Source organism: Nocardia sp. alder85J, assembly GCF_020176955.2.
Taxonomy (GTDB): Bacteria; Actinomycetota; Actinomycetes; order Mycobacteriales; family Mycobacteriaceae; genus Nocardia.
On sequence record NZ_JAIUCZ020000006.1, the window covers coordinates 267,510 to 282,937 of the forward strand.

The following is a 15,428-nucleotide window of genomic DNA, read 5'->3' on the forward strand; positions in this document are numbered from 1 at the left end:
ACAGTTCCCCGGCGTCGTCCGGCCCCGCGGGGATGATGCGGCCGCCCTCTTGGCGGACGGGTCCGGCGCTGCTAGCGTGAAACTAGAATTGGTTTCAGTCTCCTCGTGAGGTGGGTGACATGACCTCGATGCTGAGCAGCGATGCCGGGTCGTCGATGGCGCCGCGGACGCTGCCGCCGTCGATGATCGAGCGCATCACGCTGATCATGGACCTGTTCGAGCGGCCGCACACCCGGCGCACGCTGGAGCAGGTGTGCCGATGCACCGGCCTGCCGCGGTCGACCGCCTACCGGATCCTCGAGCAGTTGGTGCGGATGCGGTGGCTGGACCGGACCGATATCGGATATCGGCTGGGCAGTAGGTCGTTGGGGCTCGGCGGGCGGGATGTCGGGCACAGTCCGTTGCGGGTGGCCGCGGCTCCGGTGTTGCAGGAGCTGGCGTTGCGGACCGAGCTGGTGGTGCATCTGGCCGTCTTGGACGGGCCCGACATCTATTACCTGGACAAGGTCGGCGGGCGGTCCGCGGTCGAGGTGCCCTCGCGGGTGGGCGGGCGGGTGCCGGCGCACTGCACGGCGCTGGGCAAGGCCATGCTGGCATGGGTGCCGCCGGAGCACGTGGAGGCGCAACTGGGCGGGATGTTGTTGCGCTGCACCGCGCGCAGCATCGGCGACTTCGCCGTCCTGCATCGGGAGCTGAGCCGGATCCGGGCCGGGCACGGGCTGACTTTCGAACGGGGCGAATGCTTTTCCGGGATCGGCTGTGTGAGCATGGCCGTCCGCAACACCGACGGCCCGGTGGGCGCGTTGTCGGTGGTCGGGGCCGCCGACGCGGCGCTGGAACGGGTGGCGCCGCTGGTGGTGGAGGCCACGCGCACGGTGGCCGACGCCCTCTACGGCGAGCCGCCGCGGCGCACCGAGCGCCGGTACGCCGCCTCCTGATCCGTACCGATACCCACCCGGCGAAGAGCAAAGGCGCACAACAGTGTCCGAGAACACGACGGCCGAACCCGGCTACGAGAGCACGCTGCGGGAACTGCACACCGACGCGGGTGTGCTGCGGTACCACGAATTCGGTGACGGCCCAGCGTTGTTGCTGCTGCACGGCTCCGGGCCGGGGGTGACCGGATGGCGCAACTACCGTGACAATCTGGCCGTGCTCGGCGCGCATTTCCGTTGCCTGGTCCTGGAATTCCCCGGATACGGGGTCAGCGATCCGACCACCGAACATCCGATGGCGGCCGCGCCGAAGGCCGTGCTGCGCTTCCTCACCGCGCTCGGCCTGCGGCAGGTGGACGTGATCGGCAATTCGATGGGCGGCGTGGTCGCGTTGAATCTCGCTGTCGCGCAACCGAAGCTGTTCCGCCGCATCGTCACCATCGGAGGTATCGGCCGCAACCTGCTGAGCCCGGGACCGGGCGAGGGCATCAACCTGCTGATGGATTTCACCGACAATCCGTCGCGGGAGGCGCTGGTGCAGTGGCTGCACTCGATGGTGTACGACCGCGCGATCGTCACCGACGAACTCGTCGCCGAACGCTGGGCGCAGGCGACCGAGCCGAAGACCTTGGAATCCGCGCGCCGGATGTACGGGCGGGCGGCGATGACGGCGAACCTGGCCGCGGCCGCCGACCGGCCACCGTACTGGGCCATGCTGCACAAGATCACCGCACCGACCCTGATCACCTGGGGCCGCGACGACCGGGTCAGCCCGCTGGACATGGCGCTGCTGCCGATGCGGACGATTCCGAACGCGGAACTGCACGTCTTCCCCGCGTGCGGGCACTGGGTGATGATCGAGCAGAAGACAGCGTGGGAGGCGGCGGTACTGTCGTTCCTCACCCGGCCGGAACCGCACGACCGCGGCTGAACCCGGCCGCCTCCGAGCAGAAGGACTCGCGCAGTGGCCCGAATCGCCGAAACCCGCCCGCCCGCGGCGCCCGTCTCGCGACAGCAGGTACAGCGGCGCGAGCGCATTCTCGACGCGGCCGCCACCCTCGGCGCCGAGGCGGACTACGAACGCGTCCAGATGCTGGACGTCGCCAAGCGGGCGGGAGTGGCGATCGGCACCCTCTACCGCTACTTCCCTTCCAAAACCCATTTGTTCTCAGCGGTTTTCGAGCGGCACATCACCGGCTTCGTGGCCACCGGGTGGTCGGCGCCGACCGGCGACCCGATCGCGGACGTCGGCGAGAATCTGGTGGCCCTGGGTCGCGAACTGCTGCGCACCCCGCGGCTGTGCGGGGCGATGATGCAGGCGACCGCCGCGGAATATCTCGGCGGCGACGAGGGCGTGACGCCGCGGCTGGCCCTGGTACGGGCCATCCTCGCCACCCTCGGCCGCAGCGCCGCCGAGACCGACCTCGGCGCCGTCCGGCTGCTCACCTACAGCTGGTGGGGGGTGCTGGTGTCATGGCTCAGCCAGAAGATCGCTCCCGCCGCGGCCGAGGCCGACATGCGGCTGGCGGCACAGCTGATCCTGCTCGAATACACCCGCTGAGCAACGGGTTCCGGCCCAGCTATCGAAACTTTGTTCGACTCGAGGTACTCTTCCGGATCGTGGCAGAACCGGTGCGGATACCCGACGCATATCAGCAGATCGACCAGGTCAGACGGCAACTCATCGATGCCGCGGCCTTCTCGAAGCACCTCACGCCCGAGGTGCTCGAACACCTCGCCGGCACTCTGGCGCTGGGTCTGCGACTGCTCGCCGATCACCCCGCCACCACCCCCGGCCGGCCCACCGGCGGCGGCGGCCACAAGCACGCCGGCTTCCTGCGTTATCGGATGCGTTGATTCGCACACCTGTTGAGCAGGCCGTCGGCATACCAGTATGTTGTGCGCGGACACGGCGGTGTCCGCTACGACGACGAATGGGAACCTGATGAAATCTGTGTGCCTGGTGGGCCTGCTCTCCGCGTCCGCGCTGTGGGCCGCCGTGCCGATGGCCTCGGCCCAGAGCCCCGCCTACCAGCCCTGTGACGATGCCGACAGCGTCTCGGCGGCCGGTTACGACCCGACCACTCGCCAGGACGTCGCCACCGCCAGCTCGGCCGGCTGCTCCTTCATCAGCGAGCAGGGCAACCGGATGACGCTGATCTACGACAACAAGTCCTGGGAGGACGAGACCAACACGGGCGGTTCGACCGAGTTGCACGCCACCCCGATCGATGCCCTGTCGGGCCACCAGGCCGTGCAGTTCGACGGCCCCGCGCTGCCCAACAGCTGCATCGTGGTCGTCAAGACCGCCGACAAGCCCTTCGAGGTGCGCCTGGACTCCTACGGCGACATCTGCGGCCAGACCGTCTCGGCCGCAAGCAAGTTCGCGCCGTCGCTGGCCTAGGCGGCACAATCCGGCACGACCCGATGGGGTGGGAGATCTTCTCCCACCCCATCGGCATGTCCGCCCCGACGCGCGCACATCCTTCCGGCGCGGATGCTTCGACCCGCGAAAGTCGGGTATCGCGATGTCGACGGACTCTCCGACCGCCACGGGTCGATCGTGAACAGGATCCCGACGATGACATCAGCGAATACGAACGGGTACAAGGCATCTCCGCGCCCGTGGTGGACCCTGCGCGCGTGGCGCAATCCGCTCATGCCGACCGGCTACCGCGCCCGCTACCTGCTCCGCCTGTTCCTGGTGATCCTCGCGACGGCCGCGATCCCGGCCGCGGTCACCGTCGGCGTCGGCCAGTTCCACCGGCTCGAGACCGATGCCGGCCACCAGCGCGCGGCCCTGCACCGGGTCGACGCCGTGGCCGACGGCGACGCCACCACGGTGGGCTCCGGAATCGCTGTCGCCCAGTCACATTGGACCTATGCCGGCGTCGCCCACACCGGATCCGTCCCGGTGAGGTCCTCGACCCACGGCAACGACCGGATCCCGATCCTGGTGAACGCCAACGGCGATCGCGCCACCGAGCCACCCACCCGTGACCAGAACATGGGTGACGCCATCCTGCTCGGCATCCTCGCCTTCGCCGGCGCGTTGCTGGCCATGGCGATGGCGGCCTGGGTCGCCGACTACCAGATCGACCGCTACCGCTCCCATCGCTGGAGCCGGGAATGGCAACTGCTGTCCACCGACCGGCGCTGGAATCTGCGCTGACTGTTTTTGGGACGCTTCGCAATTGGGACACTTCGTAATTCGCCGACAGCGCCCTGCCGGAGCGGTACGCTGCCCCCGTAACCAGCAGTGAGGCTACGCGGACCGCCGCAAGTCCGGTGGTCCGCTGCGGGGAGCACAGTGAGTCGGCAGAACAGAGAAGACCAGCAGCAGTACCGGCGAGCCGAGGCGGATCCATCGGACCGGACCGCCGCACCGATCGAATGCCCCAGTTGCGGAAGGAAGAACGCGCCACGCTCGCTCCGATGCGAACGCTGCGCGGCCCGACTGGAACCGAACCGCCCGAACGACCCCCCACCCCGGACCCCGCCACCGCGCCGGTCCCCCTGGCGGTTCGCCCGGAACATACCGGCTCCCGTCCAGGCCGGCGCCGCCGTCCTGATCGCCGCGGCCGCCGCGATCCTCGCGATCGTCCTCGCCACCACACCGAAATCCCAGACCGGCTCGGCGGCCCACGACCGCGCGATCCAGGCCTGCACCGAGATCGACGCCGCCGTCCGCGCCACCACCGCGGACCCGCGCAGCGCCGTCCGGGACAGCGGCGCCGCCACCGACGCGTCGATCGCCCAGAACGACGACCCGGCCTATGCCAAGCTCTACACCGACATCGCCACCTACACCAGCTCCACCGGTGGCTCCCCGGACGGCTTGACCGCCGTCCAGGACGACTGCCGGTCGATCACGGGCGCCACCCCGCCGACCTCGTAGCCGCCGGCCGCGGCCGCACGAGCGCATTCGACGGCGGCGCGGGCGGACGGTTGTAGAGTGCGAGCCGAACGGTATGTTCCGGACACACGGAGGAAGGTTTCGTCATGCCCTCGGCAGTGGATTTCGTCACCGTATCGACCGACGGCCTGGAATCGTCGCCGGTCGCGGCGGCGCTGGCCGGACTGCGCGCCAACGAGGCGCGGTACTTCAAGAACAAATACGACCACGTCTTCACGGTGCAGCCCGCGGCGGAGGCCGAGTCGACCATCGCCTGGGTGAGCCGGATCCTGAAGGACGAGCGGGACATCGTCATCGCCTCCCCGCCGCTCGAGGCCGCCGACTTCCAAGTGGAGAACATCCACTTCGCGTACGTCTTCTACCGCAGCGGCCTGTCGATCAACGTCATGTACACCGTCGACGACGACGGCAAGCGAGCGGTCGGGTTCAAGCTCTCCGACGGCATGGAGATCCCCGACGAACTCTCCGCGTTCAAGTTCGCGAGGCAGAAGTCCAAGCTGGCGGGCACCATCCGCGGTTCCTACTTCGTCATCAAGAACCCCTACTGACCGTCCGCCGCGGAATCCCGTTCACCGCGGGCAGAATTCCCGGCGCGCCCCGATGATTACAGTGTTACAGATGATCGTCGAATACATCCGTTACCGGATCGCCGAGCACGAGGCCGCCGATTTCGAGGCCGCCTACGCGCGGGCCGCGCAGGTGCTGGCGGCGGCGCCGCAGTGTGTCGACTACGAGTTGTCACGATGCGTCGACGAACCCGCCGCCTACATCCTGCGCATCACCTGGACCTCGGCCGACGATCACCTGCGGGGTTTCCGCGGCGGCGAGCGGTTCGCCGAGTTCTTCGCCGCGATCGAGCCCTATGTGCGGCAGATCGAGGAGATGCGGCACTACGAACGCACCGCGGTGCGCGGCGCCGGCGCATCGGTGCCCAGCATGTACGAATGGCTCGGCGGCACCGCGGCGCTGGAACGGCTCACCACCGCGTTCTACGTCCACGTCCTGGCCGACGATCTGGTCGGGCCACTGTTCGCCGGGATGGACCACGACCATCCTCGCCATGTGGCCATGTGGCTGGCGGAGGTGTTCGGCGGCCCGTCGCGCTATACCGACGACCGCGGCGGCTACCACACCATGCTGGTCCATCATCTCGGCAAGGCCATCACCGAGCCGCAACGCCGGCGCTGGGTGTCACTGCTGCTGGATTCCGCCGACGAGGTCGGGCTGCCCGCCGATCCGGAGTTCCGGGCCGCGTTCGTCGGCTACATCGAATGGGGCACCCGCATCGCCCTGGCCAACTCCCGGCCCGGCGCGCATCCCCCGCAGCAGGCGCCGGTCCCGCACTGGGGCTGGGGCGTCGCCCCGCCCTACACACCCGCCTGAGCCCGAATCCACCTCCGCCGCAAGCGCTCCCGGCGCCGGACGGTCGAGTTCGCCTCCGGTGCCGCCCATGCCGTCCCCCGCGTATCGATCGGCCCGACATCGGCTTCCCGTGAGCACCGTTCGCGGCGGGCCGCGGTCGGGACCCGGTCAGCCGACGCGCTGGATGTGGGCGCTGACGATGATGCCGTTCACGACCGTATAGGTGCCCGAGAAGGTCTTGGAGGTGCCGTCGGTCTGGGTCGCCACCAGATTGATCATCGCCGTGGTGGGGTCCTCGTCCTGCGCGGAGGCCGCTTCGTTGGCGGTGGTCCGGAGGCCTTGGACGTAGTCGGCGTAGCTGGGGTCGAGATTCCGGCCGCCCAGTGCCCAGGCGGTCGCGTAGTCGTGTGTGTTGATGGCGTTGAAGTAGGCCGCCACGACCTGGGCCGGATCGGTGGGCGGCACCGCGGGGGCCGAGGTCACCGGCAGGGTGGTCGTCGCGCGGGTGGGTCTCACCGAGGTCGACGGGCGGACATACTGTGGCGCAACGGATGCCGGTGGGCTGTCGAGTGTGGTGGGCACGGCGACCGGCGCGGCGGCCTCCGGCGCGTGGCTGCGGTTCACCGTTGCGAGGACGGCGACGGTGATGCCGACGGCCGCCACCGCCACTGCTGCCGCGACCAGCACGAGTGCGCGACGTTGGTCGGAACCTCGTTGTGGCGCCGGCCATGCCGGTGCGGGGTCCGGCCACCGCGCCGGTGCGCTCGCGGGGCCGGAAATAGGCGCGGATCCGAACACCGACGTGGATGCGGAAGCGGTCGCGGGTCCCGAAAACGGCGCGGGTCCGAAAACCGACGTGGGTTCGGAAGCGTTCGCGGGTCCCGAAATCGGCGTGGAGGAGAGGCCCGGCGGGGTCGGTGGCGGCACTCGCTCTATCGACACCTGCTCCGGCAGCGCGATTTCCAGTGAGGTGGGCAGTAATTCCGTTGGCGAGGAGGGTGATCCGGTAGCGGTCAGGGCAGGCGGAGTGGCGGCCGGCGGCAACTCGACGACCGGTGCGGCGGGCAGCGCGGTCGGCGGTTCCGGCGCGCGGCGCGCCGCGAGGGTGCGGCGGGCGACGGCGGCGAGTTCTCTGGTGAGCGCGTCGGCATCCCATTCGCCGGTACCGACGCGCATGACGACGGGAGCCGACCGGGGGTGCGACAGCGCACCGCAAACGACTGCGGCCCTGGGATTCTCCGCGGCCACCACCAGCACACCGAAGGCCTTGCCGAGCAGCGGCGCCAGCCCGGGAGTGCGAGCGGCCGCACCGACCAGATAGATCGCGGCGAGTTCTCCCCGGCCCAGGCCGGCGCGCGCGATCGCGGTGCGCACATCGTCGACGCCCGCCGCCAGGACCCCGGCGGCCGCCGCTTCGAAGTCGGTACGCGCGATATCGAATTCGTACGGGGAGCCGTCGAGGACGAGGTGGCTCACGGAGTGCGTGTCGAGTCGTTCCCGGCCCGCCGTGACCATCCCGTGCCGCCGCGCACCCGGATCCGGCGTGGACTCCTGCGCCGGAAACAGTTGCGGCCATGTGGTTTTCCCGGCCGATCGGACGACCAGCCCGGCGAACACCCGGTCCAGCGCCGCACCGCAGAGACGGGGACTGCTCATGGGTGACCCGACGATGGTGAGCTTGCCGGCGGCGTTGCGCACGATCGCGCTGTCCGCGCTCCGGGTGCCGACGTCGAGCACCAGCACGCCGGTGCCGCTGGGCAGCGGGTAATTCGCCCGGAAGCGCTGAGCGGCAGCGACCGGGCTGGGCATCAGCAGCGGCGCGGGGAGGTTGATCGTGGTCGTCACCGTCCGTAGCGAATCCAGCACGGCGGGCGGCGTCGTCGCAGGCAGGGCCAGCACCAGGCTGTGCGGTGGGACGCCGCCGTGGCTGTCCAGCAACGGCGCGGCCACCTGCCGGACCACCGCGTGCAACGGACCCTCCGGGGACTCGGACCCGGACCGCGCGACGGACGGGCCGTCGAAGGCCGACACCCGCAGACGCCCCGCCTCGGCCACCGCGACCGCGGTCTCCGCGGACGCGAACGCTATGGCGAGATCCCAACTGTCCATGTCACATTGCTCCCCTGCTGACAGCGATACGACCACCCCTCGCGGCCTCCGGCTATGACGCTAACGCCGCCGTCGCGTCGTGAAACCGTCCTGCGATTGGTTCCGCCCCCTGATCACTCGCTGAATGCGATGTTGCTCAATAGTTCCAGATCCTCCACCCGGATGGTGCGGTAACCGGTGGATATGACACCCGATTCACGCAACCGCCGCAGCGCCTTGTGCACCGACGGCTCCGCGGCGCCGGACAGTGTGGCGAGTTCGGGTTGCGTGATGGGCCAGCGTATTACGGCTCCCTCGCCGGCCGGTTCGCCGTAGGTCATCGCGATCTGGTGCAGCACCCGGGCCAGCCGGGTGGGAACGTCGCAGCCGGTGAAATCTATGCGGCGTTCGTTGGCAACGCGTAGTTTCGCCACGATCGATTCGTTGACCGCCAGCGCGATCTGCGAATTGCGTTGCAAACATGCCAGGAATTCGGCCCGGGTGATCAGCCGCGCGACGACCGGGCCGCAGGTGACCACCGTGGCCGATCGGGGTTGTTCATCGATCGCGGCGAATTCGCCCACCAGATCACCGCCCATCCGCACGGCCAGCAGGACATCACGGCCGTCGCGGGCACGGCCGGTCGCCTTGACCACCCCGTCCAGCAGCACGAAGACGAAGGTGGTGTCCTCCTGTTCGCGGATGAGGGTGCGCTCACCGGGATATCGCGCCCGGACCCCCAGGGTGAGCAGTTGCTCCCGCGCGGACTTCGTCAGGCCGCCGAGCAAGCTCGAAGCGGGCCATTCCCAGGTTTCTCTCGGCTGTCGCTCAGCCGAGTCCGGCTCGTTTCGCCCAGCCGAGTCCGGCTCATATTGCTCGGCCGTGTCCGGCTCGCCGCTGTCCATGGCCCGAGTCTGCGCTTTCGCTCCGGCGAACGCCACGGCGAGCGACAATATCGTCCTGAATCCACTACTGCGACGGTATTTTCCGGAACCGGTGGATCCATAGTTGAGGACGGCGGCATCGAGGGGTTGCCGCCGTCAACGGCGAGAGCCGCCGAAAATCGGGAGAATTCGGATGAATCGACAGCAGGAATATCGCGCGATGCTGGCAGTCGATATCGAGAGTTCCGGGGGGCGAGGTAACACAGCGCTGCTACGGATCCGCGAGGTGCTGTTCGGCATGGTTCGAGAGGCAATGGCGCACAGTGGAATCGACTGGGAATCGGGTCTGTGTGCCGATCTGGGCGACGGCATGCGGGTCATCGCGCCCGCGGGCGCCTCGAAATTCCGGATGATCCACCCGTCGGTGCGGCATCTCGCCGCCGCGCTCGAAGCGCACAACGAGTCGGCGGCGCCGGCGGAACGGATCCGGGTGCGGATGGCACTGCACGCCGGGGACCTCTTCCTCGGCCCGGCGGACGAGGTGGCGGGGCAGCCGCTGGTGGTGCTCGCGCGGCTGCTCGACGCGACCCCGGTGCGAAAAGCGTTGGCGCAGGCCCCCGCAACGGTGACGGTGGCGGCGCTGCTGTCGCAGCACTTCTACGACGAGACCGTCGGGCACGGTTATCCCGGTATCGACCCCCGTACCTTCCACCGGGTCGCGGTGGCCGAGAAGGAGACCTCGGTGCACGCGTGGCTGCACCTGTCCGGCGCGGTGATCGTCCCGCTGCCGGACGCCACCGCCACACCGGACACCTCGAACAGCCCACGGCCGCAACGCCCGTCGATGGTCAACAAGGCGTCCGGACAGGGCATCGTCTACGCCACCCAGAACGGCACGCAGCACATCCACCACCGCAACGAGTCATGAAAGACCAACCGTGGAAGCAGAATTGACCGCTCTGGCGGAAGCAGGGGCCGTCGCCCTGGTGACGGCGATGGGGACGGAGCTGTGGCCGCAGGTGCGCCCGAGCGTGGCCGAGCTGTTCCGGCACGGCAACCGGGATCGCGCGACGGCGATCGAGGCCCACCTCGACGACACTGCCGCCCGGGTCCGCGGCGCCGCCGACCCCGACGACGCGCGGCGGGAACTGGTCGGTTTCTGGATCCTGGAGCTGGCCGAACGCCTGCGCCGGGACCCGGCCGCCCCGGACGTGCTCGTGCACCTGGTGCGCTGTGTCGGCAGCGCGCTACCCGACGAGCCCGGCGGCGATCCGCGCCGGCCCGCGCGACAGCGGAACGAGACGACCGCATGAATCCGAATCAGGGGGTGAACGACATGTCATGGAATTCGCAGCACACCAACGGAACTCATCCCGTCGCGGTGGTATCGCGGGGACCCGATCTGCGCGGCTCGATCGAGGAACTCGCCGGACCGCAGGCGGGCGACGCGACCCGGCATCTGTGCGCGGCGGCGATCCGGGACCGGCAGTTCCGGGCCGAGGTCATTCGCGAGCTGGTGGAGAACCAGCATCGGGTGCCCGCGCCCAACCTGGGTGTCGACGGCGCCCGCGTCCTGCAGGAGTGCCTGACGGTGCGCCGCGGGGCACTGCTGGCCGGTGGGGCCAACATCGGAATCGCCGTGCTGGGGTTGGCGATCGCCGGTCCGGCGATGATCCTCGTGGCGCTGCTGCTCTATCAGGTGCGAGTGTTCGTCGGACTGATCGGCTCCCTGGTGGGTGCCGTCGGACAGCGGTTCGGCTGGTTCACCCGGACCACGGCCCGGCGTCGCTCGCGCTGGATTCTGTGGCTGGTGCTGTATTTCTTCAGCACCCTCGTGACCGCATTGACCACCGCCACACTGACTCTCGACAGTTCTCCCGACAGTTCGCCGTTGAACTCCAAGGTGTTCATCGTGATTCCGCTGTGGATCATCGTCGGTGCGGCACACCGCTACTGGTACCGCGGGCGGGAGGCCGCCCTGTTCACCCCGGCGGGCGCGGCCGCGCACCCCGAGGCGTTCCCGGGCCTGCGGAACGTGTTCGAGCGGCTGCGCGACCGGTCGTCCGAGGTGGACACCGTCTACGGCACGTTCAGCCCGTTCGCCGGTTCGGGGGTCGAGGTCTACGGTCACGACTGGTCCTACACGATCGAGTTGCGCCCCAACGCCGAACGACGCCGTCAGGGGCAGCGCGCCGAGGCGATGGAATCCCCCGATCTGCATCACGCGATCGCCGGCGGACTGATCCGGCTGAGCGAGGGCTCGCTGTACCCCGGCGACGCGCTGCGCCGGATCGTCGTCGGTGACCGGCTGTTCCGGTCGGGCTGGCGCGCCGATCCCTGGCCCCAGTGGTTCGGCCGGCTCGCCGAGTGGGATCCGCACACCGGGCGACCGGTGCTGCGCCCGGACTGGGCCGATCTGCTGGACCTGGCGGCACACGAGCGGCTGCGGCACTATCTCGAAGCGCGCGTGGAACTGTGGGGATATCAGGTGGTGTCCTCGGTATTCCTGCGGGTGCACGTCCAGGGCGACCTGCTGCAACTGGACGGCCTGGCCGCGGTGCTCCCGCCGATCGCGGAGGAATATCGCCGGATCGACGAACTGCCGACTCCCGAGCCGGTACTGGATGCCCTGGCCGCCCTCGGCTGGGGCATCGTCCGGCTGCCCCTGGACCTGGTCGACGGCGTCGCGGAGTGCGTCCTCGGGCTGAGCTCCTGGGTGCGCACGAAATATCGGGAAGTGTGGTATCGCAGCATGATCGCCGCGGGCCGCGTCGTCGACCATTCGCCCCGGGTCTGCCTGCGGGAACTCGGTGCCGATCTGGAGTTCCAGCAGCGATTCCAGGAGGCGGATGTCGAACGCTTCTTCCAGAGTGTGCACCGGCGCGCCGTCACGGTCGTCCAGAAGGAACTCCGGGACCGCGGCTACGACACCGAGCAGTTCGACCGGATCGCGCAGTCGATCAACAACGGGATCCAGAACTTCAACTCCACCGTCAGCGGCCCGCAGGCGGCGGGCCAGAACGCCACCGCCGCACACCAGGTGCAGACGCCCCCGGCGCAGATCGGCCCCAGATAACCGAGCAGCCCATATCCGAAGGAGACGACCGGCCATGTCGAACCCCACCCACCCGGAACCGAATTACGGGATCCAGAACTTCAATTCGCAGATCAGCGGCCCGCAAGCGGCCGGCCCGAACGCCACCGCGGCCTACTCGGTCGGCGACAACACCCAGCTGGGCGTCAACCAGATCGACAATCAGGACACTCCCGCCGGAAAGCGGCCGGAGGCAACCCCGGACGATACGGACCCCGCCGGAAACTCCCAACTGAACCACGCCCGCGGACACGGCACGATCTACGCGGTCACCGACGGCGACATGCACATCCGCTTCAAGGACTAGGCGGGCGAGCGACCGTCCCCGCGCCCCGGCCGCGGCGATCCGGCGGCCGGGGTCCGCGCCGGCTTATCCGTTGACGCGGCGGAACGTCATGGCACTGTCGAATCGCGAGATGCGCCAGTGCCCGTCGTCGCCGCGGCGGACCGCCATGAACACGTCGGACAGCAGGGCCGGATCGGCGTGGTCCTGTTTGGCGGGCACGCCCGCGGTGGTGAAGTAGGCCAGGCCGAATTCGATCGTGGCCGTGTCCTCTCCGGTGAAGTCGACACGGAGGTTGTGCAGGGTGTGCCGGTGGAACGGCAGGCCCTCCTCGGTCGCCTCCAGCCGGGCGTGCCGGTCCTTGTAGAACTGCAACACCTCCGCCCGGCTGTTGCGGAGGCTGCCGCCGACGTTGTAGCCGACATCCTCGGTCACCAGCTCACCCATGCCGACGATGCCGTTGTTCACGTCGAGTTCGTGGGCCCACTCGTTGACGAGCTGCTGGATGGCGATGACCGAAACTGCCTGCTCCGGATCGAAGGTGACCATGTGAATCCTTCTGTGCGAATGTGCGATTTTCGTGGGTCCGGCCGGGCGGCCCGGATACGGCAGCGCCTGTCGTAGCACCTCCGCGCCAAGAATGTGATTCTTGGTGATGAGAATACAGCTCTCCGAACCGAATCACCATCCTATAGAGGATGGCGAATCCCGGGCCCGGATCCGCGCGATCCCGCACTGGTACGGCCGAATGGTGCGGTTCTTGTAGGCTACGGCGCGTGTCTCGTGTGACAGCAGCTGCCAAGCGCCTGCTGGTTGGTCGCCCGTTCCGTAGTGACCGGTTGTCCCATACCCTGTTGCCCAAGCGTCTCGCGCTGCCGATGTTCGCGTCCGACGCCCTGTCGAGTGTCGCGTACGCCCCGGCCGAGATCTTCACCGTGCTGTCGGTCGCCGGTCTGTCGGCGTTCGCCTACGCACCGTGGATCGCGATCCTGGTCTGCCTGGTGATGGTCGTGGTGGTGGCGTCCTATCGGCAGAACGTGCACGCCTACCCCAGCGGCGGTGGCGACTACGAGGTCGCCACGACGAACCTGGGCACCGACTTCGGGCTGGTGGTGGGCAGCGCCCTGCTGGTGGACTACATCCTGACCGTGGCGGTGTCCGCGGCGTCGGGGGTGGCGAACATCGGCTCGGCGATCACGGTCGTGGGTGAGCACCCGGTGTGGGCCGCGGTCGTCGTCGTACTCCTGGTGACCGGCGCGAACCTGCGTGGTATCCGGGAATCGGGTGCGGCCTTCGCGGTTCCGGTGTACGCGTTCATCATCGCGATGATGGCGATGGTGGCGACCGGCCTGGTGCGCTGGCTGCTGGGCTCGCCGATGCGCGCCGAGAGCGCCGGGTTCGATCTGCACCCCGCCCATGCCGTGTCCGGTTTCGCGCTGATATTCCTGCTGGCCCGCGCCTTCTCGTCGGGGTCGGCGGCGCTGACCGGGGTCGAGGCCGTCTCCAACGGCGTGCCCGCGTTCCGCAAACCCAAGTCACGCAACGCCGCCACCACACTCGCCCTGATGGGGGCGCTGGCGGTGACGATGATGGTCGGACTGGTCAGCCTGGCACTGATCACCCGGGCCAGGATCGCCGAGGATCCCGGCGAGCTGATCGGCGCACCGGCGGACTACCACCAGAAGACGCTGATAGCCCAGATCGCCCAGGCCGTGTTCTCCGGATTCCCGATCGCGTTCTACATCCTGTCGATCACGACCGGCATCATCCTGTTCCTCGCGTGCAACACCGCGTTCAGCGGATTCCCCGTCCTCGGATCCGTCCTGGCCCAGGACCGGTTCCTGCCCCGCCAGCTGCACACCCGCGGTGACCGGCTCGCGTTCTCCAACGGGATCGTGCTGCTGTCGATCATGGCGCTGGTGCTGCTGGTGACGTTCCGGGCCGACGTGACCGCGTTGATCCATCTGTACGTGGTCGGGGTGTTCGTCTCGTTCACCTGCTCGCAGGCCGGGATGATCCGGCACTGGAATCGGCTGCTGCGCAGCGAGACCGAGCCGGCCGTGCGGCGGCGGATGCGCCGCAGCCAGACCATCAACGCCGTCGGCTTCACCTTCACCGGGGTCGTACTCCTGATCGTGCTGGTCACCAAGTTCCTGGCCGGAGCCTGGATCGCGGTCGCCGGGATGGCGGTTTTCTTCGTGCTGATGAGGGCCATCCGCCGCCACTACGACCAGGTCGCTCGCGAAACCGAAGGTGGCGAGCAGGACATGCTGCTACCGGGCCGAGTCCACGCGATCGTGCTGGTGTCCCGGCTGCACCTGCCGACCATGCGGGCACTGGCCTACGCCCGAGCCACCCGCGCCGACACCCTGGAAGCGGTCACGGTCAACGTCGACGGATCCGACACCCGCACGCTGGTTGAGCAGTGGGAGATCCGCGACCTCCCGGTACCGCTGAAGGTCCTCGAATCCCCCTACCGCGAAGTGACGCGCCCGATCCTGGACTACGTGCGCCGCCTGCGCGACAAACGGCCCAACGACCTGATCGTCGTCTACATCCCCGAATACGTCCTGGGCCGTTGGTGGGAACAGTTGCTGCACAACCAGTCCGCACTGCGCATCAAGGCCCGGCTGCTGTTCACCCCCGGCGTCATGGTCACCTCGGTGCCCTGGCAGCTGGCCTCCTCCGGCCGGCAGGACCGCCGGGTCCGCGCCCGCGCGGACCGGGAATTGCAGGCCCGGCCCCGGCATGTACCCCTGACCATCGCCACCATCGACATGAACGATGTGCGCGATACCCGCGACCCGATGTGAGGCGGCAGATCCCGTTCCGGGGATGCGACGAGCCGGAGGCGGCCCCGGAAAGT

Annotated in this window: 17 protein-coding genes; 14 read left to right on the plus strand and 3 right to left on the minus strand. The window is 69.0% G+C overall.

Annotated features, from left to right (window positions below):
- Positions 1–119 precede the first annotated feature (119 nt).
- From LBW94_RS24420 to LBW94_RS24460, 9 genes are all read left to right on the plus strand, one after another.
- Positions 120–938: an IclR family transcriptional regulator gene (locus tag LBW94_RS24420; protein ID WP_225059023.1), complete on the plus strand. Its 819-nt coding sequence runs from the start codon at positions 120–122 to the stop codon at positions 936–938.
- Between the two features lie 43 nt (positions 939–981).
- A complete protein-coding gene (locus tag LBW94_RS24425) occupies positions 982–1,866 on the plus strand; it encodes an alpha/beta fold hydrolase (RefSeq protein WP_225059022.1) in 885 nt (294 codons plus the stop codon).
- A 33-nt stretch (positions 1,867–1,899) separates the two neighbouring features.
- Positions 1,900–2,496, plus strand: a complete 597-nt coding sequence (locus LBW94_RS24430) for a TetR/AcrR family transcriptional regulator (RefSeq protein WP_225059021.1) — start codon at positions 1,900–1,902, stop codon at positions 2,494–2,496.
- A 59-nt stretch (positions 2,497–2,555) separates the two neighbouring features.
- Positions 2,556–2,792 (plus strand): DUF6374 family protein, encoded by a 237-nt coding sequence (locus tag LBW94_RS24435; RefSeq protein WP_225059020.1) that lies wholly within the window; start codon positions 2,556–2,558, stop codon positions 2,790–2,792.
- A gap of 88 nt (positions 2,793–2,880) precedes the next feature.
- Positions 2,881–3,339, plus strand: a complete 459-nt coding sequence (locus tag LBW94_RS24440) for a DUF3558 family protein (protein ID WP_225059019.1) — start codon at positions 2,881–2,883, stop codon at positions 3,337–3,339.
- Between the two features lie 177 nt (positions 3,340–3,516).
- Positions 3,517–4,107, plus strand: coding sequence for a hypothetical protein (locus LBW94_RS24445; protein ID WP_225059018.1), 591 nt, complete (start codon positions 3,517–3,519; stop codon positions 4,105–4,107).
- 138 nt (positions 4,108–4,245) lie between these two features.
- Entirely contained in the window at positions 4,246–4,833 is a 588-nt protein-coding gene (locus tag LBW94_RS24450; protein ID WP_225059017.1) for a hypothetical protein, read from the plus strand.
- Positions 4,834–4,937: 104 nt separating this feature from the next.
- Positions 4,938–5,399 (plus strand): phage tail protein, encoded by a 462-nt coding sequence (locus tag LBW94_RS24455; protein ID WP_225059016.1) that lies wholly within the window; start codon positions 4,938–4,940, stop codon positions 5,397–5,399.
- Between the two features lie 70 nt (positions 5,400–5,469).
- A complete protein-coding gene (locus LBW94_RS24460; protein WP_225059015.1) occupies positions 5,470–6,234 on the plus strand; it encodes a group II truncated hemoglobin in 765 nt (254 codons plus the stop codon).
- Positions 6,235–6,381: 147 nt separating this feature from the next.
- On the opposite strand, the gene LBW94_RS24465 is transcribed toward LBW94_RS24460, so the two are convergent.
- Together LBW94_RS24465 and LBW94_RS24470 are read right to left on the minus strand one after the other, a co-directional pair.
- Positions 6,382–8,322 carry a hypothetical protein gene (locus tag LBW94_RS24465; RefSeq protein WP_225059014.1) on the minus strand — a complete coding sequence of 647 codons (1,941 nt, stop codon included), beginning with the start codon at positions 8,320–8,322 and terminating at the stop codon, positions 6,382–6,384.
- A 113-nt stretch (positions 8,323–8,435) separates the two neighbouring features.
- Positions 8,436–9,089: a Crp/Fnr family transcriptional regulator gene (locus LBW94_RS24470; RefSeq protein WP_225059013.1), complete on the minus strand. Its 654-nt coding sequence runs from the start codon at positions 9,087–9,089 to the stop codon at positions 8,436–8,438.
- A 289-nt stretch (positions 9,090–9,378) separates the two neighbouring features.
- On the opposite strand from LBW94_RS24470, the gene LBW94_RS24475 reads away from it, so the two are divergent.
- Genes LBW94_RS24475 through LBW94_RS24490 form a run of 4 tightly spaced genes read left to right on the plus strand, consistent with a single transcriptional unit; the run spans position 9,379 to position 12,586 of the window.
- On the plus strand, positions 9,379–10,113 hold the full coding sequence (locus tag LBW94_RS24475; protein ID WP_225059012.1) for a hypothetical protein: 735 nt from the start codon (positions 9,379–9,381) through the stop codon (positions 10,111–10,113).
- Between the two features lie 10 nt (positions 10,114–10,123).
- Positions 10,124–10,498, plus strand: coding sequence for a hypothetical protein (locus LBW94_RS24480; protein ID WP_225059011.1), 375 nt, complete (start codon positions 10,124–10,126; stop codon positions 10,496–10,498).
- Positions 10,495–12,261: a hypothetical protein gene (locus LBW94_RS24485; protein WP_225059010.1), complete on the plus strand. Its 1,767-nt coding sequence runs from the start codon at positions 10,495–10,497 to the stop codon at positions 12,259–12,261. The genes LBW94_RS24480 and LBW94_RS24485 overlap by 4 nt, the downstream gene beginning before the upstream one ends.
- A gap of 34 nt (positions 12,262–12,295) precedes the next feature.
- Positions 12,296–12,586: a hypothetical protein gene (locus LBW94_RS24490; RefSeq protein ID WP_225059009.1), complete on the plus strand. Its 291-nt coding sequence runs from the start codon at positions 12,296–12,298 to the stop codon at positions 12,584–12,586.
- A 63-nt stretch (positions 12,587–12,649) separates the two neighbouring features.
- Here the strand turns inward: LBW94_RS24490 and LBW94_RS24495 are convergent, their stop codons facing one another.
- Positions 12,650–13,111 carry a nuclear transport factor 2 family protein gene (locus tag LBW94_RS24495; protein ID WP_225059008.1) on the minus strand — a complete coding sequence of 154 codons (462 nt, stop codon included), beginning with the start codon at positions 13,109–13,111 and terminating at the stop codon, positions 12,650–12,652.
- Between the two features lie 227 nt (positions 13,112–13,338).
- Between LBW94_RS24495 and LBW94_RS24500 the strand changes: the two genes are divergently transcribed.
- Positions 13,339–15,375: an APC family permease gene (locus LBW94_RS24500; protein ID WP_225059007.1), complete on the plus strand. Its 2,037-nt coding sequence runs from the start codon at positions 13,339–13,341 to the stop codon at positions 15,373–15,375.
- Positions 15,376–15,428: the final 53 nt, after the last annotated feature.